Here is a 22,681-nt window from a genome sequence, read left to right as displayed (position 1 = left end):
GGCTGTTCCCTATGCCATCATCCGCGCCAGAGCTGCGTCGCGTCACCGTCCTGTCCGGCGGTGTGGGCGGCGCGAGGTTCGTCCAGGGCCTGCTGTACGGGCTGCGCTCCGGGGTCGTGCCCGGCGGCTCCGCCGACACCGAGGTCACGGTCGTGACCAACACCGCCGACGACTGGTGGGTGCACGGGCTGAAGGTCTGTCCCGACCTCGACACCGTCATGTACACCCTGGGCGACGGCATCGACGTCGAGCGCGGGTGGGGCCGCCGGGAGGAGACGTGGAGCGCGCGCACCGAGCTGGAGGCGTACGGCGTGGAGCCGACGTGGTTCGGGCTGGGCGACCGCGACATCGCCACCCACCTCGTGCGCACGCAGATGCTCGAGGCCGGGTTCACGCTGTCGCAGGTGACAGAGGCCCTGTGCCGGCGCTGGCTCACCCCCGCCCACGGCACCCGGGTGCGGCTGCTGCCGATGAGCGACGACCGGGTCGAGACCCACGTCGCGATCGCCGACCCCGACACCCCGAGCGGGCGCCGGGTCGTCCACTTCCAGGAGTACTGGGTGCGGCTGCGCGCGTCCGTGCCGGCCGAGGCGGTGGTGGTCGTCGGCCAGGACGCCGCCACGCCCGCCCCCGGGGTCCTCGAGGCGATCGCCGAGACGGACCTGGTGGTGCTGCCGCCGTCCAACCCGGTCGTCTCGGTGGGCACGATCCTCGGCGTCCCGGGCGTGCGCGACGCGGTGCGCGCGACGCGCGCGCCGGTCGTCGGCGTCTCCCCCATCGTCGGCGGCTCCCACGTGCACGGCATGGCCGCACAGATGCTGACCAGCATCGGTGTCGAGGTCAGCGCGGCCGGGGTCGGGCGCCACTACGGCGCCCGCTCGAGCGGCGGCGTGCTCGACGGGTGGCTGGTCGACGAGCGCGACGCCGCGCAGCTCCCGCGGCTCGAGGAGGCAGGGGTGCGCGCACGCGCCGTCCCGCTGATGATGTCCGACCACGACGCGACGGCTGCCATGGCAGCCGCCGCCGTGTCGCTGGCGTGGCCGGCGTGAGCCGGCTCGAGGTCTGGGCGCCCGACGGCCTGCCCGAGGTCGTCGCCGGCGACGACCTGGCCGGCATCCTCCTGGCCGGTCTCGAGGAGCGCGGTCCGGGCGAGGGCGCCGCGCTCGCCGACGGCGACGTCGTGTGCGTCACCAGCAAGGTGGTGAGCAAGGCCGAGGGCCGCGCACGCGTCGGCGACCGCGAGGCCGCCGTGGACGAGGAGACGCTCCGCGTCGTCGCGCGGCGCGGGGCGACGCGGATCGTGCGCCACCGGCTGGGGCTCACCATGGCAGCGGCCGGAGTCGACGCCTCCAACGTCGCCGCGGGCTCGATCGTCCTGCTCCCCCTCGATCCCGACCGCTCGGCGCGCGGGCTGCGGCAAGAGATCCACCGGCGCACCGGGACCAACGTCGCCGTGGTCGTCACCGACACCGCCGGCCGCGCCTGGCGCGTCGGCCAGACCGACATCGCGATCGGCGCGGCCGGCCTGGTGGTCGCCGAGGACTTCGCCGGTCGCACCGACCCGCACGGCAACCCCCTCGCGGTCACTCTGCCCGCGGTGGCCGACGAGATCGCGGGCGCCGCCGAGCTCGCCCAGGGCAAGCTGGCGCGCCGACCCGTCGCCGTCGTGCGCGGGCGCGGCGACCTCGTGCTTCCGCCCGGCGACGACGGGCCCGGCGCCGCCGCCCTCGTCCGGCCCGACGGCGGTGACCTGTTCGGGTGGGGCGCCCGCGAGGCCGTCGTACGGGCCCTGGCGGGCGAGGAGGAGGACCGGGCTCCGTTCGGTGAGCCGGCGCCCCTGGCGGAGCTGCACGCGGCGCTCAGCCGCGTCGTGGGCCACGGGCGGGCGCGCGCGTCGACGCTGTCGACGTCCTTCGACGACGATCCGCAGCGGGCCGTGGTGCGCCTGCCGGCGGCCTCTGACCGCCTCGCCGTCGACGCCGTCTGCTTCGCCCACGGGTGGCGGATCCGGGACTGGCAGACGGGGCGGAGTGGCGTCGTGTGCCACGTATCACCCGTGAGTACGTAGACTCTGCCACCGCAGCCCGCCCCACCGAACCGAGAGACGCCGAGCACCGTGGCCAAGAAGGCAAAGACCGACCGTCAGGCGGTCATCGACTCCATCCGCTCCCAGCAGTCCCGCGCCGAGAACCGGCGGGGCATGGCGATCGTGGGCGTGTGCGTCACCATCGCCGTGCTCATCGTCGGCGCCGCCGCGTTCAAGCCGGTCAAGGACTGGTACGACCTGCGCGCCTACGCCTCGGCCTCGCTGAGCGACATCGGCGCCCCGGCGGACGCCTGCGAGAAGATCACCACCAAGAAGGCCACCGGCAACCAGGAGCACGTCGACGTCGGCACCCCGCTGTCCTACCCGGAGGCGCCTCCCGCGTTCGGCCAGCACTGGAACATGTGGGACACGATCGACCGCAAGCTCTACACCGCCTCCGACCGTCCCGAGCTCGGCGAGCTCGTGCACAACCTGGAGCACGGCTACACGATCCTGTGGTACGACGAGACGGTCGCCGACGACCCCGAGATGATGGACGACCTGCGCGGCATCGCCTCCAAGCTGTCGAGCACGACCAACCTGCGGGACAAGTTCAAGGCCGTGCCGTGGACCTCCGAGGACGGCGAGCCGTTCCCCAAGGGCCAGCACGTCGCCCTCACGCACTGGTCGGTCGGTGGCGTCGGCGAGACCGACCCCGAGAAGCAGGTCGGCGTGTGGCAGTACTGCTCGGCTCCCAGCGGCGAGGCGCTCGACGCGTTCATGGAGAAGTACCCCTACATGGATTCCTCGGAGCCGGCCGTCCTCTGAGGCGCGCCTGACAGCACCGCCCCCGTGACGACGTTCGCCGAGGTCCTCGCCGCCCAGCTGCGGCGGGACCCCGGTCGTCCGCTGGTGACGTTCTACGACCACGCCACCGACGAGCGGGTCGAGCTGTCGGTCACGACGTACGCCAACTGGGTGGCCAAGGCCTCGGGGCTGCTGACCGACGTGGCCGACCTCGAGCGGGGCATGTCGCTGCGCATCGACCTGCCGCCGCACTGGCTGTCCACGGTGTTCCTCGGCGCCGCCTGGACGGTCGGCCTGCGCGTCACCACGTCCGACCAGCCGGACGCCGTGGTGTGCGGCCCCGAGACGCTGGACGCGTGGGCGCCGCAGGCGGCGGCGCTGCCGGTGCTGGCTTGCAGCCTGCGGCCGCTCGGGGTGCGGTTCGCCGAGCCGCTGCCCGCCGGGGTGCACGACGTCGGCGTGGAGATCTGGTCCCAGCCCGACGGCTTCACCGCCTGGGACCCGCCCACGGACGACGACCCGGCCACCGACGACCTCAGCCTCGGCGAGCTGTTCACGCTCGCGCCTCGCAACGACCTGACGGCCGCCGCCGGGAGTCTCCTCACCGACGGCGGCCGTCTCCTGTCGGTGACCGACCCGGCTTCCCCACCAGGAACGGCCACCTTCACCGAGCCCCTCGCACGAGGCGGCTCGCTGGTCCTCGTCCGCAACCCGGACCCGGCTCGCCTCGACGACGTCCACGACGCCGAACGGGCGACGGCCAGGGCCTGACCGCGTTCCTCTCGCGGATCACCCCGCCAGGTCGTAGGCCCCCATCCCCTCGGCCAGCACGCGCGGGCCCGAGACGCCGGACTTGCGCCCGTCGAAGACGTAGGCGAGGCCGTTGGACCGGTTGCGCACGACGTAGTCGCCCGGGCCCTTGAGCTGCATGTCCTGCACCTGGAGCACCCAGTCGTAGGCCGACAGGTCGCCCGGCAGCCCGGGGCGGGCCTGGACCCGGCCGGCGACGGGTACGGCGCTGCCGAAGCCCCCCACGACCCCCGGCCACACCGACAGCCGGCCGCTGGCGGGCGTGCCCATCAGGTCCGGACGCCCGTCGCCGGTCACGTCACCGACCGCCTCGAGGTCCGGGATGCCGTTCCAGCCGTTGCCGATGGCGGTAGGGGCCGCCAGGGCGCCGGTGCCGTTGCCGGCGAACAACAAAAGCCGGCCAGCGGCGTCGACGGTCAGCACGTCTCCGTTGCCGTCGGCGTTGACGTCGCCGGCGTTGAGGATGCGGGTCATCCCGGCGAAGGACACGCCGGTGTCGACGGGGGCCCCGAGCTCGAAGGTGTCCCGGTTGGCGATCACGACCAGGCTGCGCCCGGACACTCCGACGAGGTCACCGCCGGGACCGCCGACGAGCTGGGCGCCGGTGAGCATGCGCATCGACTTGAGGTTCGCGGCCGGCCCCAGTGCGGCGCCGTACGTCGCGTCGCCGCGGCCCGGCAGCAGCCAGATCTTGCCGTTGGCCGAGCGCGCCACCAGGTCGGACCTGCCGTCGCCGTTGAAGTCTCCCCCGACCAGCCGGTTGTAGCCGCGCCACGACCCGGCCACCCGCTGCGGAGGAGCGAAGCGTCCCGTGCCGTAGCCGCGCTGCAGCAGGAGCCGGTTCTTGGTGCGCAGGAGCAGGTCCGCTCGGCCGTCGCCGTCGACGTCGCCGGCGCCGATGAGCTGGCGGTAGTTGCCGTAGCCCTTGCGCGTCACCTTGCGGTCGAAGCCGCCCTTGGCGGTGGCGAGCAGCGTCGTGAGGCGGCCCTTGAACCGGGCCACGAGGTCGTTGCGTCCGTCGCCGTTGATGTCGCCGACCGCGGTGATGAGGGAGTAGCCGCGCAGCCGGAGCTTGCGCTTCGTGTCCCCGAACTTGCCGCCCCCGCGGCCCTCGCGGATGCGAACCATGCCCGACGTGTCGACCGTGACCAGGTCGACGACGCCGTCGCCGGTGAGGTCGGGCGAGACCAGCACGTCGGCCCGATCGTCCCAGCCCTTCTTGCCGACCACCGTGCGCTGCTGGAACGACGTCAGGCCCCCGCTGGGCAGCACGAGGCCGCGGCCGTCCGCTGCGCGGCGCACCACCAGGTCGGGGTAGGCCGAACCGGCCAGGTTGTTCTGCGGGCTGGGCTCGGAGACCTGCACCGGCGTCGGCCCGACGGGCGCCTGCTGCGTGGCGTACGTGCGGATCAGCGGGAGCTGCGCGTAGAGGTACTTGCCCGGGCACGCGGTGGACCCGGCGTCGCGGTGGCCGTTGATGGCCGCGAACGTGCCGCGGCCGACCTTCTGCGACGTCGAGGCGGGATTGACCCCGTGCAGCGACAGCTTCCACGCGAACAGCTGGCCGTAGGCGCGCAGCATCACGTCCGGAGGCTGCACGACGTCGAAGTTGCCGATGGCCGACATCGCGAACGAGTAGTCGTTGTAGTTGAGCGTGTGGGCGCCCACGACCGGCTTGTCGATGCCGCCGTAGCGGCCCTCCCAGATGCGGCCGAACCGGTCGACGAGGAAGTTGTAGCCGATGTCGCTCCAGCCTCGGGACTTCACGTGGTAGGCGTAGATGCTGCGGATGATCGCCGGCACCTGGGCCTCGGAGTACTCGTTGGCGTTGACCGTGTGGTGGACGAAGCCGGCGCTGATCGAGCCGTAGCGCAGGGAGCCCTTGTCGCGGATGCCCTCGTCGGCGCCCCACTGGGCCCGCGAGAAGATCGTGGGCTGCGCGACGGCACGCTTGGCCGCGGCACTCGTGGTGGCCGCCTGCAGCTGGATCCCGTCGGACCCGGACGCGGTCATGTCGCCCTGCTCGGCGTAGTCCTGCTCGTACGCCGCGGTGCCGTCCGGGTCGGTGCTCGGCGCGGGCCGGTCGGCCGGCGCCTCGGTCTGGCTCCCCTTGGCGGAGCCGGGGTCCACGAGGGCGAGCGAGAGGTCGTCGGGAAGGGCGACACCGTCGGTGCTCGCCTTCACCTGGACGTCGTCGACCTCCCCGACGAACAGCGGCTCGGTGCCGGGCCGGGCGGCGGCCGCCTCGGCGCTGTCCGGGTCCGGGCCGTGCTCGTCGTGGTACTCCAGGGTCTCCCAGTCGCTCCACTCCGCACCGGTGCGGGTGCGCACCCGCAGGGAGATCTGGTCGTCCTCGATCTCCTGGCCGTGGCGCCAGGTCACGCCGATCGCGGCGAAGCCGGCGACCGCCTGCGGCTTGCTCTGCACGCGGGCCTGGCTGGCGCCGTCGGCGACGGTGCGCCCGCGCAGGCCGGCGAAGCCGCCGTCCATGGCGGTCAGAGGCACCTCGGTGACGGTGGGCGTCACCGAGGAGGTCGGGACGGTGGCCGCCACCAGCTCCGCCGGAGCGGCCTGGTCGCCCTGGTCGCGCGGGGCGGTCTGCTCGTCGGGGTGCTCACCCACGATGTCGAGGGACACCACGCCGGAGGCGGGGGTGAGGACGACGAGGACGACGCCCAGGGCCAGCACCTGCTGGCAGAGGGTGACGACACGGGCCTGAAGAGGTCGCATGAGAAAGTCCAACTCCTGTGTGGGGGAAGGTCACACAAGGCAGGAGTTTCACAGCAGTCACACCAGTCACGGAAGAGTTTCTGAGTAACTACAAGCGTGTAATTTCCAGCCGACACGCCGTTACATCCATGTAATTCTCACCCACAATGCCTCAGGAACGCTGCGAGCGGTGCCCCAGCCACGTCGCGTCGCTCGCGAATGTGGCTCGGACACCGCTCGCGCGGGGCTGGAGGGCTCAGATGTCAGCGCCGAGGCCGTCGTCCTCACCGTCGTCGTCGCCGTCGTCGTAGTGCAGGTAGGCGATGCCCTCCTCGACGTCGCCGTCGAAGGCCAGCCGGCCGCTCTCCATGACGAGCACGCGGTTGCACAGGTTGCGTACGGATCCGGGGGCGTGCGAGACGTAGAACATCGTGACGCCGGACTTCACGATCTCGTCCATGCGCTTCTTGCACTTGCGCTTGAAGGGCCGGTCCCCCACCGCCAGTGCCTCGTCGGCGATGAAGATGTCGGCGTCGACGTTGACCGCGACCGAGAAGCCGAGCCGCGCCCGCATGCCGGAGCTGTAGTAGGCCACGTCGGTGTCGAGGAACTTGCCGAGGTCGGCGAAGTCGACGATCTCGTCGAACTTGCGATCCGTCTCGGCGCGCGACATCCCGAGGATCGCGGCGTTGAGGTAGAGGTTCTCGCGACCGCTCAGGTTGTTGTCGAACCCGGTGCCAGTCGCGATGAGGCCGGCGATCCGGCCGCGGGTCAGCACGGTGCCTGAGTCGGGGCGCATGACGCCGCTGATCAGCTTGAGCAGCGTCGACTTGCCCGATCCGTTGAGGCCCATCAGCCCGACGGACTCGCCCTCCTTGACCGTGAACGTGACGTCGTCGACGGCGTTGAAGGTGTCGTGCGTCTTGCGGCCGCGAGCCTTCGCCAGCACGGTCTGCTTGAGCGAGCGCTGGTAGGACAGGGTGAACGCCTTGGTCGCGTGCTCGACCTGGATCATCGTCGTCATCAGAGTCGCTCCGGGACCTTGGCCTCGAGCCGCGAGAACAGCCGCTGGGCCAGCACGAGCAGCACGACGGAGACGCCGGTCATGATCAGGCCGCGCGTGAACAGGTGGTCGGGAAGGTGCGCGGCCGCGGTGGCAGACGGGTCGCTCGTCGTGCCGGTCCAGAAGCCGCGCTGGATGAGCAGGACCGCCTCGGCCATCGGGTTGAGGAGGTAGTAGCCCGACCACGGGTCGCCGAAGCGTTCGTGGACCAGCGTGAACGGGTACATCATCGGGACGCTGAAGGTCACGAACTGCGTCAGGGTCTGCGCGACCTTGCCGATGTCGCGCATGAACACGTTGCCCACGCTGAAGACCAGGCCGAGGGCCAGGCCGAGCGCGGCGGCGAGAGCGAAGCCCAGCAGAGCGGCGGCGATCCCCTCGAGGTCGGGTCGCCAGCCGAGCGCGATGCACGGCACGACCAGGATGATGAGCATCGGGATGGTGTGCCAGCCCGCGACCAGCATCCGCGCCACCGGAAACATCTCCCGCGGCACCGGCAGCTTCGTGATGAGCGACCGATTCTGCACCAGCGACTGGGTGCCGCCGTTGAACGTCTCGGTGAAGAAGTGGACGATCACCATGCCGGCGAACAGGTGGATCGCGAAGTTCTCGATCGTGCCCTCACCGCGCCCGATCATCACCTGGAACAGGAAGTAGAACATGCAGAACCGGATCGCCGGCTGCAGGTAGCTCCACACCCACCCCAGCACCGTGCCCTGGTAGCGGGACTTGATCGTGTTGCGGACCAGCATGCCGAGCAGGTAGCGGCGGCGCACGACCTCGCGCAGCCCGGTTGCTGCCGGCGGGGCCAGCGGCAGGGCCGCGAGGTCGCCCTCGGTACGACGGGCCGGTCCCACGGACCCCGCGCTCACCACCGGCTCACTGCTCACCGCCGGCGGACGCGTCGGTCCACGGCGTGAAGGTCTTCTCCCACGCCTCGGGCGAGGTGATCTCGCCCAGCGCCGCGCGGTACTCGGCGGCCAGCCGGGGCCACTCGCGCTGGAACCGCGCGTGGACCTCGAGCGTGCGCTTCATCAGGTCGCGGAACTTCTCCGGGTCGCGCTCGTAGAGCGCCGCCGAGGTGCCGTCGGGCATCGAGACGATGGCCGAGTCGTAGCGCGCGATGCGGTACCACTTCGCGTCCATCGCGGGGATCTCCGCCTCCGGGTGGCTGCGCGAGGTGGGGCGCACGGGCTTGAGCTGGCGCAGCGGCATCGTGGCGGCCCGCACCAGGAGCGAGACGCGCCCCGGGACGCCGGAGTCGTCCTTGCCCTTGCGCGGGGGCTTGTGGCGGCGTACGGGCGCGAACGTGTCGGGGTCGACCTGCAGCTGCGCGTCGGTGAACTGCTTGCGGAACGCGTTGACCTCCGCGAGCTTGCCGGGCAGCATCCCGTGCAGCGCGTGCGGACCGGCGAGCACGTCCTCCATCGCCTTGAGCCGCAGTTCGACGGTGGAGTACTGCATCGACACCAGGTGCGCGATCTGGTGGTTGAGGCTCTCGCGCACCATCCGGCCGCCGCGCTCGTAGACGGAGTGGAGCAGGGCCGCGACGAACCGGTTGCGCTGGTGGAAGTACGCCTGCCAGTCCAGGGCGTCGTTCTTGTCGGTCCACGGGATGTGCCAGACCGCCGCGCCGGGCAGCGAGACCGTCGGGTAGCCGGCCTCCTTGGCCCGCAGCCCGAACTCCGAGTCGTCCCACTTGAGGAACAGCGGGAGGCTGAGCCCGATGTCCTCGAGCACGCGGCGCGGGATCAGGCACATGAACCAGCCGTTGAAGTCCACGTCGATCCGCTTGTGCAGCCAGCGGGTGGAGCGCAGGTTGCGCGCGCCGAAGTCCCAGTCCTGGAACACGCCGGGTGCCGAGAGCCACCAGAAGCGCCACGGCGTGATGATCTCGCCGAAGCTGTGCAGGCGCGTGCGGGCGTAGATGGAGAACATGTGCCCGCCCACGATCGTCGGGCGCCGCGCGAGGTCGCCGAAGGTGACGGAGCGGATGATGCCCTCGGGCTCGCAGATGACGTCGTCGTCCATCATCATCGCGTAGGTCGCGGTGCCCTTGCGCACCGACTCGAGCTGGCCGCGGGCGTAGCCGCCGGACCCGCCGAGGTTGCCCTGCTCGATGACGCGCAGCGTGTCGCCCAGCGCCTCGGCGGCCGCCGGGAAGAACTCGGAGTCACGCATCTTCTGCGTGCCCTGCTCCATCACCATGACCTCGTCGAGGTACGGGCGCAGCTCCGGGGCGTCGGCGAGCTGGCCGAGGAGCTTGGCCACGAAGTCGGGCCGGTTCATGGTGGTGATGCACAGGTCGACGGTGCCGTGCTCGGCGCGGTCCTCGGGCACCTCCGCCGTCCAGCGGGCCGAGCGGACCACGACGTCGTGGTCGCCCGCGACGACGTCGTACCAGTACCACCCGCCGTCGACGAACGGCTTGAGCGGCAGCTCGAAGGTGAAGGTGGAGGCGACGTCCTCGCCGGTGGTGACGGTCTCGACGCGCTGCGAGCGCCCGTTGGCCATCGAGCGGTAGACGGTCACGGTCGCGCCGGGGCCCTCGACGGACAAGGTCAGCGTGACGTCGGTGACGACGGTGTAGCGGCGCCAGTAGGACGCCGGGAAGGCGTTGAAGTAGGAGCCGAAGGAGATCCGCTGCTCGGCCTGCAGCGCGAGCGCCTCGCGGTCGAGCACCTGGTCGGGGTGGATCGTGGCCCCCGTCGACACCGACTGCCGCATCTGGGCGCTGTTGAGGTTCTGCGCCGCGCGGCTCGAGCCGACCTCGTACTTGTCCGCGTCGAGCACGGCGGGCTCGGGGTCGACGTAGAGCCGGAAGACGTCGGTGTCACCGTCGACGGGCATGATCTGCCGCTGCAGGAGCCGGGTCACCGTCCCCGCCGCGGCCTGGCTGCCGCTCTCGGGATGGGTCTGGTTCTGGGTCTGGGTGGTGCTCATGCCTCGATGCCTCCGCTGGTGAGCTCCGCGCCCTCGGTGAAGTGCGGCTTGAGCTTGTTGTCGTACATCGACAGCGCCGAGCCGATGGCCATGTGCATGTCGAGGTACTTGTAGGTGCCCAGGCGCCCGCCGAACAGGACCATCGGCTCGGCCTTGGCGAGCTCGCGGTACTTGAGCAGCTTGGCGCGGTCCTCGGCGGTGTTGACCGGGTAGTAGGGCTCGTCGCCCTCCTCGGCGAAGCGGCTGTACTCGTGGACCACGATGGTCTTGCCGGGCAGGTAGGTGCGCTCGGGGTGGAGGTGCTTGAACTCCAGCACCCGCGTCCACGGCACGTCCTGGTCGTTGGCGTTGACGACGCCGGTGCCCTGGTAGTCGTCGACGTCCAGCGTCTCGGCCTCCAGGTCGATCGTGCGCCACGACAGGCGGCCCTCGCTGTTGCCGAAGTACTCGTCGACGGGGCCGGTGTAGACGATCGGCACCTTGCCCTTGTAGTCGTCGGCGACGGCGAAGAAGTCGGTCTCGAGGCGGACCTCGATGTTGGGGTGGTCGGCCATCCTCGTCAGCCACGCGGTGTAGCCGTCGACCGGCAGGCCCTCGTAGGTGTCGTTGAAGTAGCGGTTGTCGAAGGTGTAGCGCACCGGCAGGCGGGTGATGATGTCCGCGCTCAGCTCGCGCGGGTCGGTCTGCCACTGCTTGGCGGTGTAGCCCTTGACGAACGCCTCGTAGAGCGGGCGACCGATCAGGCTGATCGCCTTCTCCTCGAGGTTCGTGGCGTCCTCGGTGGCGATCTCGCTGGCCTGCTCGGCGATGAGCGCGCGGGCCTCGGCCGGGGTGTGGGACTTGCCGAAGAACTGGTTGATGAGACCGAGGTTCATCGGGAAGGAGTAGACCTGCCCCTGGTACTTGGCGAAGACCCGGTGCTGGTAGTCGGTGAAGTCGGTGAACCGGTTGACGTACTCCCACACCCGCTTGTTGGAGGTGTGGAACAGGTGCGTGCCGTACTTGTGCACCTCGATGCCGGTCTCGGGGTCGATCTCGCTGTAGGCGTTGCCGCCGATGTGGTCGCGCCGCTCGAGGATCAGCACCTTGAGGCCCAGCTCGGCCGCACAGCGCTCAGCGACGGTGAGCCCGAAGAAGCCGGCGCCGACGATGACGAGGTCAGGTGCGTGGTCGTTGTGGTGCGTGGGGCCCTGGGACAAGGGAGGTACTCCTGTGGGTGAGAGGCGCTGCGAGTCTAACGAGGGGGCCGGGCCGAGTCCGTCAGGCGCCGCATGCCCCGCGCCGAGGCCATGGCGCGGATCACGTTGCGGGCCTCGGCCCGGCCGCCGCGCAACGGGCTGAGCAGGACGACGGCCAGCGTGATGAGCCAGGGCTTGAGGCGCACCAGCGCGTTCTCCCCGTGGCGCAGGTGCACCACGAAGAGGTTGCGGTACATGTAGAAGCCCTTCCAGCCCGACAGGTCGTGCTGCTGGTTGAAGTCGAGCTGGCGGACCAGGACGGCGTCGCGGACCGCCCACACGCGGTGGCCGGCGTTGCGGGCGCGCACGGCGTACTCGGCGTCGTCGTAGAAGATGAAGAAGGCCGGATCGGGGAACCCGACCTCCGCGATCACGCCGCGCCGCACCATGAATCCCTCGAAGGCGACGTTCTGCACTTCCAGCAGCGCCGGCATCGACGCGCGGTCGGCGTACACGGTGTCGACGGCGGCGCGCTTGGGGCGCACGGCGAGGGGGTTGCGCAGGTCGAAGTCGACGGCGGCCTTCTCGACCAGCGTGCCGGACAGGTCCTCGCGCACGGCGATCAGGCAGTCCTCGTCGACGCCCATGAGCGCCTCGAGGCAGTCGGGCGCGGGCACGACGTCGTCGTCCATCAGCCAGACGCGGTCCCAGCCGGCGTCGTACGCCGCCCGCACGCCGAGGTGGAAGCCGCCCGCGCCGCCGAGGTTGGTCTCCGACGTGGTCACGTGCAGCGGCAGGTCGGTGCGGGCCTCGAGCACCTCGCGCGTGTGGTCGGTGCTCGCGTTGTCGACGACGACCACCGCGTCGGGGCGCCGGGTCTGGGCGGCGAGACCGTCGAGCATGCCGGCGAGCAGGCCGGCGCGGTTGTAGGTGACGACCACGACCGCCACCGTCTCCGCGGTGGCGGCGCTCACGACAGGTACCTCCGGTGACCGTCGAAGTCCCCGGCGATCCCGGCCCGCATGGCGCGCAGGCTCAGCCGCAGCCGCGACAGGCTGGGCCGGGTGAAGGTGTAGAACCAGGCGGTCTTCACCACGAAGGCCAGCGCGTGCAGCGGGCCGCGGTAGTCGCGCAGGTTGACGAGGTTGTTGCGGGCCATGCAGTAGTGCTTGAGCTCGCTGGGCGAGTCGTTGTAGGTCGTGCGACCGAACATCATCGGCGTGCCGAGGTTGCCGACGCTGGGGTGCCGCACAGTGGCGGTGACGACGGTGGCGACGCGGGCGCCGGCCTCCTCCGCGCGCAGCCGGTACTCGTGGTCGTCGCCCCAGATGAAGAACTCCTCGCGCGGCAGGCCGATGCGGTCGACGAGCTCCTTGGTGACCAGGACGCCGTTGAAGGGGATCACGATGCCGTCGATGCGCCCGTCCCTGGCGACGCGGCGTACGTCGTCGACGGCGTGCACGACGCGGGTGGTGCCGGGGAGCCGGATCGGGAAGACGAGCCTCCCCGGCTCGTCCTCGTCGACCACGAGCGGGCCCCAGAAGTCGAGGTCGGTCTCGGCGAGGAGCGCGTCGAGGCAGTCGACGTCGGGCAGACCGTCGTCGTCCATCAGCCAGACCATGTCGGCCTCGCGGTCGATCGCCCAGGCCAGGCCGTCGTGGAACCCGCCGGCACCGCCCCGGTTCGTCGACAGCGTGCGCGAGCGCAGCGGGATCTCGCCGGTGTGGGCGCGCGCGGCCAGCCACTCCCCCGTGCCGTCGGAGGACGCGTTGTCGACCACCAGCACCTCGGCGAGCGCGTCGATCTCGCCGAGTCGCTGCACGAGCCGCTCGAGCAGCCCGAGCCGGTTGAAGGTGACCACGACCGCCACGACGCGAGGCAGGGGTCCGGTGGTCACGGCCTACACCCTAGGGGCCGCGGCGACGGCCTCAGCAAACCGCGCCGAGGTCCTCGGACTGGTTGGCCGCGTAGCCCTCGGACAGGGAGCCGAGCGAGCCGCCCGTGACCGCGGACGGGGTGCTCGGCGCGCTGGGCGTCGGGGTGCTCGGCGTGGGGGCGCTGGGCGTCGAGGTGCTCGACGTGGAAGCGCCGGGCGTCGTCGTCGCTGTGTCCTCGTCGGCCGTCGCCTCGCTGCCCGCGGTGGCCTCGTCGGCGGCACCGGAGGCCGCCTCGGCGGTGGTCTCCGGCTGCTCGCCCTCGGCGCGGGCGATCACGGCCGCCACCGTCTGGTGGATCAGGTCGATGTCGGGGTTGGCGGTGTCGATCATCGGCGGGACGAGCGACAGCGTGGCGATCTTCTGCGTCCGCGCCTTGAGGGCGAGGTCGACGAAGCGGCCGACCTCGCCGCGCGGCAGGTCGGTGGAGACCATGGCCGAGCTCGCGCCGGCGATCTTCTCGAAGTTGCGCAGCGCCGTCTGGGGGCTGACCTGCGCGAGCATCGCGCCCATCACGCACTTCTGCCGCGCCATCCGCGAGTAGTCGTCCGAGCCCTCGCGCGCCCGCGCGAACCAGAGCGTGTCGTGGCCGTCGAGGGTCCGTCGGCCCGGCTCGATGTAGTGGAAGGTCTTCTCGTGCGGCAGGCCGACCGGGATCGGCTGGCGCACGTTGAGCTCCACCCCGCCGACGGCGTCGACGAGGTCCTTGAAGCCCTCGAGGTTGACCATCGCCCAGTAGTTCATCTCCAGGCCGGTGATGCCCTCGACGCCCTGGATCGTGGCGTCCACGCCGGGATTCTCCGAGCCCTTGAACAGCTCGGCGTGGTCGAGCGCCCAGGTGGCGAGTCCGTTGAGGTACATCCCCTCCTCGTCGAAGCCGTCGGGGAACTGCTCGTCCATGACGGAGCCCTCGGCGAAGGGGAAGTTCTGCATGTTGCGCGGCAGCGAGATCAGCACGGTCTTGCCGGTCTCGGCGTCGATGCTGGCGACCGTCATCGAGTCCGGGCGCAGGCCCCAGCGCCCGGCGCCGGAGTCGCCGCCCAGCAGCAGCACGTTGTAGCGCCCGTCGTGGGCGCCCACGGCGTCGCCGTCGCTGAACGTCGAGAGCATGAACTGGCGCTGCACGCCGAGCACGTGCGCGCCGAAGAGGAGCGCGCCTGCGACGCTGAAGCACAGCACGCCGTTGACGCCGACGACGGCGAGGCGGTGCTGGCGCTGGAGGGTGAGCGGCTGGCCGAGCCGCCACGCGTCGATGAACAGGTAGGCCCAGCCGACGGCCAGGGCGATCAGCCCCAGGCGCAGGCTCTGCAGGACCATCGGCCGGGTGCCGGCCCAGAAGGCGACGCCGTGCCACAGGTAGGACGCCACGATCGCGGCCAGGCCGAGCACGGCCAGGCAGATCCAGGTGCGCAGCGCGATCCGGCCGACCCTGCGGTTGCCGGCCACCAGCTGCGCCGATCCCGGGAGGACGAACGTCATCAGCATCAGCGTCACCGCGCGACGGAACCGCACGCGCTGGGCGCGGTGGAGCGTGGTGAACCGCGTCGAGTGCGACCCGGAGGGGGTGACGGGCGGCATCGGGGGAGCCTCTCTGTGCTGGGGGAAGTCAGCCCGCCCAGTATCACCAGTCACACCCGTCCCACCGGGTCGCGACGCGCCGGGACCGGGCGGTCGTCCGCCTCCCCGAACCAGCCGCTCGGCGCCGGTCCCCCGACGTCAGCGGCCGACGAGGCCGTCGACGGACATGCCCTGCGCCGCCAGGTCCGCGACCAGCAGGTCGTCGGGTGCGCGGTCGAGGTAGACGAGCCGGATGGCGGCGGGGTCGGGGTTGTCGCGGTCCGGCCCGCGCCAGACCAGCCGCAGGCCGAGCTTCTCCGCCGTCCGACGCGAGGCGTGGTTGTGTTCGACGAGGTAGGCCAGGACCGGGCGCTCGGGAGCTACGTCGTGCGCCGCTTCGATGGCCCGGGCGCCCATCTCGGTGGCGTAGCCGCGACCCAGGACGCGCTGGTCGAAGCGGTAGTAGAGGTTCCACCAGCCTCGGGCGCCGAGTGCCTCGTCGGGCACCGCGCACCCACCGCGGCCGACGACGGGTCCGTCCTCGCTGTCGCGCACCGACCAGTACGCCAGCCCGTCGCGCTCGAAGCGGCGCCGGCTCGCCGCCACCATGACGGCGCCGGCCTTCGGGTCGGTGACCACCCCCGACGGGAAGTGACGCCATGACGCAGGGTCAGCGTGGATGGCGAGCAGCCGTTCGGCGTCCTGCTCGACCGGGACGTCGAGCCAGAGCCGGTCGGTGCGCGCCCGCGTCCAGTCCGTCATCCCTCGCGACCGCGGTCGATCTCGGCCTTGCGGGCGAGCCGGTGCGAGCGGCGGATCTCGGCCTCGCGCTGGCGGCGTACGTCGGCTGGCGTCTCGGTCTCCAGCGGCGGGACGGGGCGTGGCTTGCCGTCCTCGTCGATGGCGACGAAGACGAAGTAGGCGCTGGCGACGTGCACCGGCTCGTCGCCGGCGTTGCCCCACGGCTGGGCCTCGACCCGGACCCCGATCTCCATCGAGGAGGTACCGGCCCAGTTGACCTGCGCGTAGGTCTTGATGATGTCCCCGACGTGCACGGGCGCCAGGAACGTCATGTCGTCCATCGCCGCGGTGACCGCGGGACCGCCGCTGTGCCGGTAGGCGACGGCACCGGCGGTGGAGTCGGCGAGCTTCATGATCTCGCCGCCGTGGACGTTGCCCAGCAGGTTCGCCTCGCTCGAGTGGGCCATGATCCCCAGGCTCACCCGGCTGTACGACGTGGGTCGGCTCATGCCGGGCACGGTAGCGTCCGTCCACATGGCTGATCGTCCGCAGGGCTCCGGGATGCCCGAGAAGGGAACGCCGGAGTACGACTGGCTCTACGGCGGCTCGTCGCAGACGCCGCCCGGCGACGCCACGCAGCGCGTCCCCCAGCAGGGGCCCGAGCGCCCCGACGAGACCCGGGTGATGCCGGTGGCCTCGCGGAAGCAGGGGGCCTCGGGCGGGCAGCCGCCGGCCCGGCCGCGCACCGCGCCCGCGACCCCGGCGCCGCGTCCACCGCGGCGCCGCTGGCGTCCGCGCCTGCGCCTCGGGCTGGTGCCGCTGGTCCTGCTGCTGGTGCTGGTCTACCTCGTCGGCGTGCCGCTGTGGCACTGGACGACCATCGAGAAGGTCGACAGCGAGCCCAGCGGCGACCGCCCCGGCGACCAGCCTGGCACCAACTACCTCATCGTCGGCTCCGACAAGGCCGACGACCTCACCGACGAGCAGCGCAAGGTGCTGCAGACCGGTGAGCGGGGCGGCACGAACACCGACACGATCATCGTGCTGCACACCGGCTCCGGCGGCCGCACGATGATGTCGATCCCCCGCGACACCCTCGCCGAGGTCCCGGGGCACGGCACGCAGATGATCAACTCCGCCTTCGCGCTCGGCGGCCCCTCGCTGCTCGTGTCGAGCGTGGAGAAGCTGACCGGCATCCACATCGACCACTACGTCGAGCTCGGGTTCGGCAGCGTCATCAACACCGTCGACGCGTTCGGTGGGGTGGAGATCTGCCCCAAGCAGGCGATGAAGGACCCGATGGCGCGCCTCGACATCGCGAAGGGCTGCCAGGAGGTCGACGGCCTGACGGCGCTGGCCTACTCGCGCTCGCGCCACGTCACCGCGCTCAGCGACCTCGACCGCGTCGCCCGGCAGCGGGAGGTGATCAGCGCCCTCGGCGACGAGGCACTGACTCCGTGGACCTTCGTCAACCCGGTGCGCTACTGGAACATCAACGACGCCGCGTTCGACGCGATCCGCGTCGACGAGGGCATGAACCCCGTCGACCTGGGCCGGTTCGCGCTGGCGATGACCGGCGAGAGCCAGACCTGCACCATGCCCAACCTCGCGGCGCCGAGCGACCCCAACCGGCTCATCGCCGACCCGGACCGGGCACCGGCGCTCTTCGACGCCATCATCGAGGACAGCTCGGTCCCGCGCGCCGCCTGCACGCCCACCGGCCGGGCGCGCTGACGGCGTACGCCCTCCCGGCGGCCTGGACCTCTTGTCGTCGACCGACTGTCGGCGTACGCTCGCGATATATCGCGATACGTCACCGAGCATCGTTCTCGGTCACCATCTTCGACGAGGGAGCATCCGACATGGGACACCACTGGCCCGGGTCCGACTGGCCCGGCGACGACGAGCGCGACGCGCGCCGTAGCAGCAACGACTGTGCAGGCTGGAGCGCCTGGTCCCCCGGCGGCCACCGCGGTCGCCGTCCGGGCGGTCCTCCGCCGTGGCTGGGCGACATCCTGGGCCTGGCGACCGCCCCGCAGCGACCGCAGCAGCGCGGCCCGCGCGTACGACGCGGCGACGTCCGCACCGCGATCATCGACGTGCTCCACCGCGCCCGGGCGGCCGAGGCGCCGATCAACGGCTACCAGGTCATCCAGGAGATCTCCGAGCTCAGCCACGGCGAGTGGCGACCGTCGCCCGGCTCGGTCTACCCGACCATCCAGCAGCTCCAGGACGAGGGCCTGGTCGAGTCGGACGACGCGCGCGGGCGACGGACCATCCGGCTGACCGATCGCGGCGTCGCCTGGGCCGAGGCCCACACCGACCAGCTCGCCGCCGTCTGGGCCCCCTTCGCCAGCACCCCCGAGCCCGACCTCGACCAGCCGTCCGGCCACGCCGACATCAAGAGCGAGATCGGTCAGGTCGTGAGCGCCGTGTGGCAGCTCGCCACGCAGGGCTCGGAGCAGCAGAAGCGGGCCGCCCTGGACGTGCTCGTCGACACCAGGCGCCGGCTCTACGGCATCCTCGCCGACGGACGGGACGCGGAGCGATGAACGCGCCCGACCCGCGGCAGCGCATCGCCGACAGCGACCGTGAGCGCGCGATGGCCGACCTGGCCGGGCACTACGCCGAGGGCCGCCTCGACCACGAGGAGTACGACGAGCGGCTCGACGCGATCTGGACCGCGCGCACGCGTGCCGACCTCGCCGTGCTCTTCGGCGACCTGCCACGCCTGGAGCCGGCGCGCGCGCCGGCGGTCCCGGCGCAGCCGGGCCGACGCCCGTTCCGCCTGCCGCTGCTGCCGGTGCTCGCCGTGCTGATCGCGCTCAGCGTGCTCGTCGAGGCGCCCCTGTGGCTGCTGGTCTTCCCGCTGCTGTTCCTCATGGGCCGACGCGGCGGCCAGTGCGCCCCGAGGCACGGCCACGCGGGCCCCCATCCCCACCACCACGTCGACTACCGGCGACCGCGCCGCTCCGCCGGCTGGTAGCAGGCTGCCCCGCCGCCGCTGACGCCGCTCTGCGATCATGTCGCCATGACCGTGGAGCCGAGGGTGGTGAGCGCCCGAGCGCCTCACGTCCTCGCGCGAGCGGTCGCCGCGACGGTCGTCGCGACGACCGGTGCCGCGGCGGCGCACACGTGGGCCGGCGGCGACGTCCCCACCGGCCCGGGGCTGCTGCTCGTCACGGCCGTGCTGCTCGCCTCCAGCCTGCTGCTCTTCGCCCGCGAGGTCCCGCAGTGGGCCCTGCTCCCGGCGGTCGCCGCGGCCCAGCTGGGCCTGCACGAGTCGTTCGGGCTCGCCGACCACCAGCACCACGCCGCCGTGCCGAGCGAGGCCGGCTGGACCTGGCAGATGCTCGTCGCCCACCTCTGCGTCGCGGTCCTCACCGCCGCGGCGTGGTGGGCGGGCCGGCGCGCCGCGTCGTACGTCGTCTCCCTGCGCCTCCACCCCGCGCTGCCCGTCGCGCCGCGTCCCCGGCTCGGGCCAGCGGCCGGCTGGACCCGTTCCTCGCTCACCCACCTGCTCGTCTCTCCTCGACGCGGGCCACCGCTCGCGCTCGTGCCCGCCTGAGCCCGGTCCGGGCTCGGGTGGCACGCGCGACCCCAGACCCGCACGACCCACCTCATGCTCATCAGGAGAGACATGTCCACCCGTACGTTCGCGCGCCTCTGCGTGCTCCCGGCCGCCACCGCGGCCATCGCCCTCTCGCTCGCCGCCCCGGCCAGCGCCCACGTCAGCGCCACGGTGACCGACGCCTCGGCCGGCGCCTACACCGTCGCGACCTTCAGCGTCCCCCACGGCTGCGAGGGCTCCCCCACCACCAGGATCGAGATCCAGGTGCCGGAGTCGGTGCTGTCGGTGACGCCGACCCGCAATCCCTTCTACACCGTCGAGACCACCACGGCGCAGCTCGAGGAGCCGGTCACCGACAGTCACGGCAACGAGGTCACCGAGCGGATCGCGTCGGTCGTCTACACCGCCACCACTCCGCTGCCGGACGCCCAGCGCGACACCTTCGAGCTCTCCTTCCAGGTGCCGGACGTCGCCGGCGAGACCCTCGCGTTCCCGACGATCCAGACCTGCGCGAAGGGTGAGACCGGCTGGACCCAGGTCCCGGCCGAGGGCCAGGACCCCGACGAGCTGGAGAGCCCCGCGCCGGCCTTCGAGGTCGTGGAGTCCGCCGGGGACGGTCACGGCAGCGAGGCGGCCGAGGAGGCTGCGGCCGACGAGACCGCCGAGGGAGCCGACGAGGACGCTGCCGCGGTGGCTGCCGGCGACGAGGCCGGCGAGCCGGCGGCGGCCTCCGACGACGAGGGCTCGGCCGCGCTCGGCTGGGCCGCCCTGGTGGCCGGCCTGCTCGGCCTGGCCGCCGGCGTTCTCGCCCTGGCCCGCACGCGCTCGACCTCGTGACCGCGCTGGCGCGACCGGCGTGGTGGTCCCGGGCGACGAGCCTGGCGGCCGCCGCGCTGGTCGCGCTCGCGCTCGTCCTGCTCGGCAGCGCCCCCGCCTCGGCCCACGCCGAGCTGGTGGAGACCGATCCCGCCGAGGGCGCCGTGGTCGAGACGGCACCCGACACGGTGACCTTGACGTTCAACGAGACGGTGCGCCTCACCTCGCAGGAGATCGCGGTCTACGACGCGCAGGGCCGGGCCGTCGAGTCGTCGGCCGGCGCGCACGGCACGGAGGTCCGCGTCGACCTGCCCGGCGCCGCGGGCCTCGGGGACGGGACGTACGTCGTGTCCTGGAACGTCCTATCCAGCGACGGCCACCCCGTCTCCGGCGCGCTCACCTTCGCCGTCGGCGCGCCCAGCGCCAGCGTGACGCCACCACCTGCGCCCACGACGTCGTCGGCCTCCGTCACGGTGCTGCGCGACGTGGTCACGGCCGTGTCGCTCATCGGCCTGCTCCTGGCAGCCGGACTGGCGCTGTTCGTGGCGCTCGTCCTGCCGCGGTCGTGGTCCGGGACCGCCGTGCGCGCCCGGCTGCGCCGACTGCTCGCGTACGCCGCCGGCGCGGCCGGAGCCGGCGCAGTGCTGCAGGTGCCCGTCGCCTCGGTCTACGGCCAGGGCCTCGAGCTGGGCGACCTCGTCGCGTCCTTCGACCCCGGGCTGGTCGCCAACGAGATGTTCGCCGCTGCCCTGGTAGTCGCCGGCCTCGGGCTCGCCGCTCCGGCCTGCAGGAGCGCCGCACCCGGCACCGTGGACCGCTGGCTGCTCACGGCGGGCGCCCTGGTCGCGCTGGCCGGACCCTCGGTCGTGGGGCACTCGCGGGCCTACTCCCCCTCCGCCCTGCTCATCGCCGCCGACGTCCTGCACCTCGTGGCCGGCGCGCTGTGGCTCGGCGGCCTGGTCGGGCTGGTGCTGTCGTTGCGCGCGCTGTCCGGCCGCGAGGTGCTGGCTGCCCGCACCCTGACCCGGTTCTCCGCACTGGCCGGCGGTGCGCTGCTGGCCGTGGCGGTGACCGGCACCTTCGTGGGCTGGCGGATCGTCGGGTCGTGGGCGGCGCTGGTCGAGACCCGCTACGGCTGGCTGCTGCTCGCCAAGGTCGCCATCGCGCTGGTCGTGGCGGCGATCGGGGGCTGGAACCGGTGGCGCACCCTTCCCGCCGTGCAGGCGGCCGCCGGGTTCGGCGACCGGGAGCGCGCGGCGGTCGCCGTCACCCGGACGGTGCGGGTCGAGGCCGTCCTGCTGGTCGTGCTGCTCGGCGTCACCGGCGTCCTGGTCAACCAGTCGCCCCGGCCGGTGCCGCTCACGGCCGCCACCGGCGGCACGGGGGTCGGCGCGGCCACCGCGGGCGACCTGCGGGTGCTCGCAGTGATGGACCCGCGGCGCACCGGCAGGAACACCCTGCTCGTGCAGGTGCAGGACTCCTCCGGCGAGCCCTACGACCCGCCGGTCAACCCCACCGTCGAGCTGCGGACCGACGGGCTGGACCTGGGCGCGGTCGCGGTCGCGCCGATCGCCTCCGGCACCTACCGGGGCGACGTCGTGCTGCCCCGGGCGGGCGAGTGGGAGGTGCAGGTCAGCGTCGAGCTGAGCCGCTTCGAGAACCCGGTGACGACCGTCAGGCTGACGGTGCGACCGTGAGCTCGACCGGCACGGTGTGCAGGAAGCCGTCGACGCGCACCTGGACGAAGAGCCGGTAGTCGCCCGCGTCCTCGACATCGGCGTGGAACGTCAGCTCCGAGCCGTCCTCGGTGACCTCGGGCGCGGCGAGCGGATGGAGGTGCACCATGGCGCCGGTCCCGGTGTGGAACCCCGTCACGTGACCGTACGCGCCGAGGTAGGTGCCGATGTCGACCGGCTGCTGGGCGGCGTCACGGACCATCAGCCGCAGGACGCCGTCGGACCCCGTCCGGGGCGCCTGGGAGACGGTGACCTCGACGGCCCGGTCCCCGGCCGCCGTGTCCCCCGGATCGCCCGGCGACAGGGCCACGCGCCGTCCCAGCACCACGTGGTCCCCGTTGCCCCCCTCGTCGACGGCGACGAACTCGGCGATCACCCGGTAGCCGCCCGCGTCGGGCACGTCGAACGGCGCCGTCCAGGTGCCGTCCTCGTCCATCGTGGGGTGCAGGTGGCGGAAGACCGTGAGGTCGTCGTTGACGACGTAGAGGTGCAGCTCCTTGGTGAGCTCCTCGACGTAGTCGGTGACCGGCTCCCCGTCGGGGTCGTCGATGCGGAAGCGCAGCTCACCGATGCCCTCGGGCCGCTCCCGCACCCGGAGGCCGTCGAGGGAGTAGCCCACCTCGCTGGCCCGGGTGCCGTCGCCGACCGGCATCGAGACCATGCCGCCGCCAGCGTGGCTGTGCCCGGTCGCGACCTGCTCGGCGTCGGCCGAGCTGCAGCCGGCCACCAGCGCGGGGACCACGGCTGCCAGTGCCAGACCCGCGACTCGTCGACCCACGCCACCAGTATG

Annotated in this window: 21 protein-coding genes; 10 read left to right on the top strand and 11 right to left on the bottom strand. The window is 72.4% G+C overall.

All coding sequences use genetic code 11. The annotated features are described in order from the left end of the window. The first annotated feature begins 11 nt into the window (after positions 1 to 11). Genes cofD through J3P41_RS11580 form a run of 4 tightly spaced genes read left to right on the top strand, consistent with a single transcriptional unit; the run spans position 12 to position 3,604 of the window. Complete coding sequence (gene cofD / locus J3P41_RS11595; RefSeq protein WP_210650441.1) at positions 12 to 1,049, top strand: 2-phospho-L-lactate transferase; 1,038 nt, start codon at positions 12 to 14, stop codon at positions 1,047 to 1,049. Beyond that, positions 1,046 to 2,068 carry a coenzyme F420-0:L-glutamate ligase gene (cofE, locus tag J3P41_RS11590; protein ID WP_210650440.1) on the top strand — a complete coding sequence of 341 codons (1,023 nt, stop codon included), beginning with the start codon at positions 1,046 to 1,048 and terminating at the stop codon, positions 2,066 to 2,068. Before cofD ends, cofE begins: the two co-directional genes overlap by 4 nt. A 48-nt stretch (positions 2,069 to 2,116) precedes the next feature. Beyond that, a complete protein-coding gene (locus tag J3P41_RS11585) occupies positions 2,117 to 2,854 on the top strand; it encodes a DUF3105 domain-containing protein (protein WP_210650439.1) in 738 nt (245 codons plus the stop codon). 24 nt (positions 2,855 to 2,878) lie between these two features. Beyond that, positions 2,879 to 3,604, top strand: a complete 726-nt coding sequence (locus J3P41_RS11580; RefSeq protein ID WP_210650438.1) for a TIGR03089 family protein — start codon at positions 2,879 to 2,881, stop codon at positions 3,602 to 3,604. An 18-nt stretch (positions 3,605 to 3,622) separates the two neighbouring features. Here J3P41_RS11580 and J3P41_RS11575 read toward each other — a convergent pair whose 3' ends face one another. The 10 genes from J3P41_RS11575 to J3P41_RS11530 form a co-directional block, all read right to left on the bottom strand. Next, complete coding sequence (locus tag J3P41_RS11575) at positions 3,623 to 6,373, bottom strand: FG-GAP-like repeat-containing protein (protein WP_210650437.1); 2,751 nt, start codon at positions 6,371 to 6,373, stop codon at positions 3,623 to 3,625. Between the two features lie 235 nt (positions 6,374 to 6,608). Continuing rightward, positions 6,609 to 7,376, bottom strand: a complete 768-nt coding sequence (locus J3P41_RS11570) for an ABC transporter ATP-binding protein (protein WP_210650436.1) — start codon at positions 7,374 to 7,376, stop codon at positions 6,609 to 6,611. Continuing rightward, positions 7,376 to 8,305, bottom strand: coding sequence for an ABC transporter permease (locus tag J3P41_RS11565; protein WP_307861949.1), 930 nt, complete (start codon positions 8,303 to 8,305; stop codon positions 7,376 to 7,378). Before J3P41_RS11565 ends, J3P41_RS11570 begins: the two co-directional genes overlap by 1 nt. Beyond that, entirely contained in the window at positions 8,295 to 10,358 is a 2,064-nt protein-coding gene (locus J3P41_RS11560; RefSeq protein ID WP_210650435.1) for a glycosyltransferase, read from the bottom strand. Before J3P41_RS11560 ends, J3P41_RS11565 begins: the two co-directional genes overlap by 11 nt. Continuing rightward, complete coding sequence (glf, locus tag J3P41_RS11555; RefSeq protein WP_210650434.1) at positions 10,355 to 11,557, bottom strand: UDP-galactopyranose mutase; 1,203 nt, start codon at positions 11,555 to 11,557, stop codon at positions 10,355 to 10,357. Before glf ends, J3P41_RS11560 begins: the two co-directional genes overlap by 4 nt. Before the next feature lie 35 nt (positions 11,558 to 11,592). After that, positions 11,593 to 12,510 (bottom strand): glycosyltransferase family 2 protein, encoded by a 918-nt coding sequence (locus J3P41_RS11550; RefSeq protein WP_210650433.1) that lies wholly within the window; start codon positions 12,508 to 12,510, stop codon positions 11,593 to 11,595. Next, positions 12,507 to 13,433, bottom strand: a complete 927-nt coding sequence (locus J3P41_RS11545) for a glycosyltransferase family 2 protein (RefSeq protein WP_307861948.1) — start codon at positions 13,431 to 13,433, stop codon at positions 12,507 to 12,509. The genes J3P41_RS11550 and J3P41_RS11545 overlap by 4 nt, the downstream gene beginning before the upstream one ends. 31 nt (positions 13,434 to 13,464) lie before the next feature. Continuing rightward, positions 13,465 to 15,048: an LCP family protein gene (locus J3P41_RS11540; protein ID WP_210650432.1), complete on the bottom strand. Its 1,584-nt coding sequence runs from the start codon at positions 15,046 to 15,048 to the stop codon at positions 13,465 to 13,467. Positions 15,049 to 15,186: 138 nt separating this feature from the next. Continuing rightward, positions 15,187 to 15,789, bottom strand: a complete 603-nt coding sequence (locus tag J3P41_RS11535; RefSeq protein WP_210650431.1) for a GNAT family N-acetyltransferase — start codon at positions 15,787 to 15,789, stop codon at positions 15,187 to 15,189. Further along, the gene (locus J3P41_RS11530) at positions 15,786 to 16,277 is read right to left on the bottom strand and encodes an acyl-CoA thioesterase (protein ID WP_246861938.1); all 492 of its coding nucleotides are present in this window, start codon (positions 16,275 to 16,277) and stop codon (positions 15,786 to 15,788) included. Before J3P41_RS11530 ends, J3P41_RS11535 begins: the two co-directional genes overlap by 4 nt. A gap of 25 nt (positions 16,278 to 16,302) precedes the next feature. On the opposite strand from J3P41_RS11530, the gene J3P41_RS11525 reads away from it, so the two are divergent. The 6 genes from J3P41_RS11525 (at position 16,303) to J3P41_RS11500 (ending at position 21,852) form a co-directional block, all read left to right on the top strand. After that, positions 16,303 to 17,502: an LCP family protein gene (locus tag J3P41_RS11525; protein ID WP_210650429.1), complete on the top strand. Its 1,200-nt coding sequence runs from the start codon at positions 16,303 to 16,305 to the stop codon at positions 17,500 to 17,502. Between the two features lie 128 nt (positions 17,503 to 17,630). After that, entirely contained in the window at positions 17,631 to 18,320 is a 690-nt protein-coding gene (locus J3P41_RS11520) for a PadR family transcriptional regulator (RefSeq protein WP_210650428.1), read from the top strand. Beyond that, positions 18,317 to 18,754 (top strand): DUF1707 domain-containing protein, encoded by a 438-nt coding sequence (locus J3P41_RS11515; protein ID WP_210650427.1) that lies wholly within the window; start codon positions 18,317 to 18,319, stop codon positions 18,752 to 18,754. Before J3P41_RS11520 ends, J3P41_RS11515 begins: the two co-directional genes overlap by 4 nt. A gap of 45 nt (positions 18,755 to 18,799) precedes the next feature. Next, positions 18,800 to 19,336 carry a hypothetical protein gene (locus J3P41_RS11510; RefSeq protein WP_210650426.1) on the top strand — a complete coding sequence of 179 codons (537 nt, stop codon included), beginning with the start codon at positions 18,800 to 18,802 and terminating at the stop codon, positions 19,334 to 19,336. Between the two features lie 72 nt (positions 19,337 to 19,408). After that, positions 19,409 to 20,176 (top strand): YcnI family protein, encoded by a 768-nt coding sequence (locus tag J3P41_RS11505; RefSeq protein WP_210650425.1) that lies wholly within the window; start codon positions 19,409 to 19,411, stop codon positions 20,174 to 20,176. After that, complete coding sequence (locus J3P41_RS11500) at positions 20,173 to 21,852, top strand: copper resistance protein CopC (protein WP_210650424.1); 1,680 nt, start codon at positions 20,173 to 20,175, stop codon at positions 21,850 to 21,852. Before J3P41_RS11505 ends, J3P41_RS11500 begins: the two co-directional genes overlap by 4 nt. Here the strand turns inward: J3P41_RS11500 and J3P41_RS11495 are convergent. Further along, the gene (locus J3P41_RS11495; RefSeq protein ID WP_210650423.1) at positions 21,830 to 22,669 is read right to left on the bottom strand and encodes a hypothetical protein; all 840 of its coding nucleotides are present in this window, start codon (positions 22,667 to 22,669) and stop codon (positions 21,830 to 21,832) included. The genes J3P41_RS11500 and J3P41_RS11495 overlap by 23 nt on opposite strands. Positions 22,670 to 22,681: the final 12 nt, after the last annotated feature.

Source organism: Nocardioides sp. SYSU D00065 (assembly GCF_017916425.1).
Taxonomy (GTDB): domain Bacteria; phylum Actinomycetota; class Actinomycetes; order Propionibacteriales; family Nocardioidaceae; genus Nocardioides.
The sequence above is the reverse complement of the archived record's forward strand: the minus strand, read 5'-3'. Positions and strand labels throughout refer to the sequence as shown.

Coding starts and splice junctions, on each gene's coding strand:
- cofD (WP_210650441.1), top strand. CDS start 12: ATGCCATCATCCGCGCCAGAGCTGCGTCGCGTCACCGTCCTGTCCGGC.
- J3P41_RS11520 (WP_210650428.1), top strand. CDS start 17,631: ATGGGACACCACTGGCCCGGGTCCGACTGGCCCGGCGACGACGAGCGC.
- J3P41_RS11515 (WP_210650427.1), top strand. CDS start 18,317: ATGAACGCGCCCGACCCGCGGCAGCGCATCGCCGACAGCGACCGTGAG.
- J3P41_RS11505 (WP_210650425.1), top strand. CDS start 19,409: ATGTCCACCCGTACGTTCGCGCGCCTCTGCGTGCTCCCGGCCGCCACC.
- J3P41_RS11525 (WP_210650429.1), top strand. CDS start 16,303: ATGGCTGATCGTCCGCAGGGCTCCGGGATGCCCGAGAAGGGAACGCCG.
- J3P41_RS11560 (WP_210650435.1), bottom strand. CDS start 10,358: ATGAGCACCACCCAGACCCAGAACCAGACCCATCCCGAGAGCGGCAGC.
- J3P41_RS11530 (WP_246861938.1), bottom strand. CDS start 16,277: ATGAGCCGACCCACGTCGTACAGCCGGGTGAGCCTGGGGATCATGGCC.
- J3P41_RS11570 (WP_210650436.1), bottom strand. CDS start 7,376: ATGACGACGATGATCCAGGTCGAGCACGCGACCAAGGCGTTCACCCTG.
- J3P41_RS11510 (WP_210650426.1), top strand. CDS start 18,800: ATGACCGTGGAGCCGAGGGTGGTGAGCGCCCGAGCGCCTCACGTCCTC.
- J3P41_RS11535 (WP_210650431.1), bottom strand. CDS start 15,789: ATGACGGACTGGACGCGGGCGCGCACCGACCGGCTCTGGCTCGACGTC.
- J3P41_RS11575 (WP_210650437.1), bottom strand. CDS start 6,373: ATGCGACCTCTTCAGGCCCGTGTCGTCACCCTCTGCCAGCAGGTGCTG.
- J3P41_RS11540 (WP_210650432.1), bottom strand. CDS start 15,048: ATGCCGCCCGTCACCCCCTCCGGGTCGCACTCGACGCGGTTCACCACG.